Genomic DNA, 2,648 nt, shown 5'->3' on the forward strand with positions numbered 1-2,648 from the left:
GTTCCTCGAAGCGCTCGACACGATCGCTGCAGGCTGCAACGCACGCGGGATCGTCGCCGGCATTCATGCAACCGGTGCGCTGACTCCCGATCGGCTTGAGCGCGGCTACCGGATGGTCACCGTCACCGGTGATCTTCAGGCGATGAAGCTGGGGATGGATGCCGAACTCGACCGCGCTCGCGGGAACGACGTAGGCGGATCCAGCGGCTCGATGTACTGAATTGCTCAGACTCCAGGCGTGTAAAGCGCACGTTGGCGGGGAAGACTGTTGCGATGGCAACTGAATCACCGCACTTTGGGTCGACGCATGACGGTGACCATCCCGACCGTGTCGACGAGTGGGCCGCGATGCGTCAGAGGTACCTCCTCCCAGCAGCCGATCGGCCGGCGTCGTCAGCCCGCGGCGTGCATCATCAGGCGCTCATCTCCAGCAGCGTCGAACGGACGATCGACTTTTACCAGGGGCTCCTGGAGTTCCCGCTGACCGAACTCTTCGAGAACCGTGACTACGCGGGATCGACCCACTTCTTCTTCGACATCGGCCACAGCAACGCCCTGGCCTTCTTCGACTTCCCGGGACTCGGACTCAAGGACTACGCCGAGGTGCTCGGCGGGCACCACCACCTCGCCATCTCAGTGCCGCCGGACAACTGGGATCGATTGAAGGGCAAGCTCGAAGCTGCCGGTGTCGAGACCTTCATCGTCGGTGGCAGCTCGCTCTACTGTTGCGGCCCCGACGGTGAACGCATCGAGCTGATCAACGAGCCGCTCGGCGAAATGGACGGCGTGGCAGTCCTGTAAAGCGTCCAGTTCAAGGCGGCGGTCGGTGGATTTGTCACGCTCTGGTCAGACCAAAGTGTGACATCAGGTCGCCCGGTGGATTGCGTGATGGACGGCGGTGTGGAGGCGCTGAAAGACTGGGCCGGTATCGCTGGTGTGATCGGCGAGAACGAAGTCGAGGTAGTCGACTCCGCTGACTCGCGGCGAGGTCTCGTCGGTCGTCAGCAAGGCCGGGCCTTGCCGTTTGCCGATGGAGACACCAAGGCTGGAATGGGCATACGCGGCCAACCACGATGGAGTGACGAACGCCAGTGGGTTGCGCTCTACGTAGCGCGCCTCGATGATGAGGTGACGCTCGTCGAGAATTGGCACAGAGCAAAATCGCCCCTCGAACAGTGGACCGTGCCGCCGAGTCCGGATGTTGTAAGCGGCTGCGTATTGGCCGGCGAGGTACTGGATGAACCCCGACAGCTCTCCGTTGGGGTCACGAATCAGGAAGTGAAAGTGGTTACTCATCAAGGCGTAGGCGTGGACCTCCACGTCGCACACCGTGACGGTTTCGCCGATCAAGTTCTCGAACAATGACTGGTCGCCATGAAGACTGAAGATGTCTTGCCCATCGGCTCCACGGTTGTAGACGTGGTGCCAGGTGGTCTCATCGAGGTATCTCGCTCGCTCGCTTGCTGCTCATGCAGCCATCATGAAGATGAGCTGTCACAGCCCGAGACGCCATCTCGATCATGGACGCAAAGCCGTCACGCTTTGGTCACGCTTTGGTCACGCTTTGGTCACGCTTTGGTGTGACCGGAGTGTGACGGTTAGGGGCGATCGGTGGTGTTACGACTGACGTCGACGGTGGTGACCCAGAGCTTGCCGGTGGCGGTGCCCGTTGCTTTGGACGGGTGTGAGTCTTCGCAGGTGAGAGCGAACAACTGGTTGCCGTCGGCGCCGCCCAGCATGCAGGCGTACGTGTTGGCCTCGGTTGCCAGCTGATGCGTGACCTCGCCGCCCTCGAGGACTCGCACGACTTGTTTGCCAAGTGCATCGGAGTACCAGATGCCACCCTCGGCATCGACCGTGCACCCGTCGGGTGCAGTGCCCTCGATTTTTGCCCAGATACGCCGGTTGGTCAACGTGGCGTCATCGTTGATGTCCCAGGCCGTGTACTGCCCACCGAACGACTCGCCGACGATGAGCGTCCTCCCGTTGTCGACAATGACCGAGCCGTTCGGGAACATGAGATCGGTGGCGGCGATCTCGATGGAGCCATCGGCTCGCACGAGCGCCAGCGAGGCCATGGCGAACTCGTCGCCAGCCTCCATGTCGAAGCCGAAGTTGCCGACGTACGCGTTGCCTACAGCGTCCATGACCATGTCGTTGCAATGGCCGTTGGCCACACCGCCGAGGTCGGCGTGCTCGACGATGGAACCATCCGGTTCGACGCGCATCAGCTTGCGGTCAGCCATCGACACAAACACCAATCGCCCGTCAGGCAGCCAGTCGAGCCCCGATGGGCGGCCCTCGTATTCGACCTCCACCTTCCGAACTCCGTCGGCGCCGACCGTCGAAATCGTCTGCTGGAAGAAGTCGCTGAACCAGAACTTTCCGTCATGCCAACGCGGTCCTTCGCCGAAGTCGATGCCGTCGATCACCAGTTCCCAGGTCATGCAGCCGACAGTAGTTCGCTCCTTGGAATCGATCGGTGGTCAGAGGTCAGCGGCGTTGATGTGCGGTGGCGCCGGATCGAGTGCGGTGTACTCGGCAGCGTGATCGGCGTACCAGATCGCCTCGGTCGACAGCCCGACAGCGTCATCGAACGCTCCGGCATGGATCGACCAATGCCCATCGTCGGCATCCAAGAGCCGCCA

At 62.0% G+C, this 2,648-nt stretch carries 3 protein-coding genes and 1 pseudogene; 2 read left to right on the plus strand and 2 right to left on the minus strand.

Going from position 1 to position 2,648, the window contains the following annotated elements; translation table 11 throughout:
- Both ACH2EI_RS05150 and ACH2EI_RS05155 read left to right on the plus strand, forming a co-directional pair.
- Nucleotides 1-220, plus strand: a pseudogene (locus ACH2EI_RS05150) (hypothetical protein); the annotation flags it as partial.
- Nucleotides 221-348: 128 nt separating this feature from the next.
- On the plus strand, nt 349-801 hold the full coding sequence (locus tag ACH2EI_RS05155) for a VOC family protein (protein ID WP_395156340.1): 453 nt from the start codon (nt 349-351) through the stop codon (nt 799-801).
- Nucleotides 802-864: 63 nt separating this feature from the next.
- On the opposite strand, the gene ACH2EI_RS05160 is transcribed toward ACH2EI_RS05155, so the two are convergent.
- A complete protein-coding gene (locus ACH2EI_RS05160; protein WP_395159334.1) occupies nt 865-1,362 on the minus strand; it encodes a transposase in 498 nt (165 codons plus the stop codon).
- 236 nt (nt 1,363-1,598) lie between these two features.
- The gene (locus ACH2EI_RS05165) at nt 1,599-2,447 is read right to left on the minus strand and encodes an SMP-30/gluconolactonase/LRE family protein (protein ID WP_395159336.1); all 849 of its coding nucleotides are present in this window, start codon (nt 2,445-2,447) and stop codon (nt 1,599-1,601) included.
- Nucleotides 2,448-2,648 lie beyond the last annotated feature (201 nt).

The sequence above is a fragment of the Ilumatobacter sp. genome (genome assembly GCF_041688325.1).
Taxonomy (GTDB): Bacteria; Actinomycetota; Acidimicrobiia; order Acidimicrobiales; family Ilumatobacteraceae; genus Ilumatobacter_A.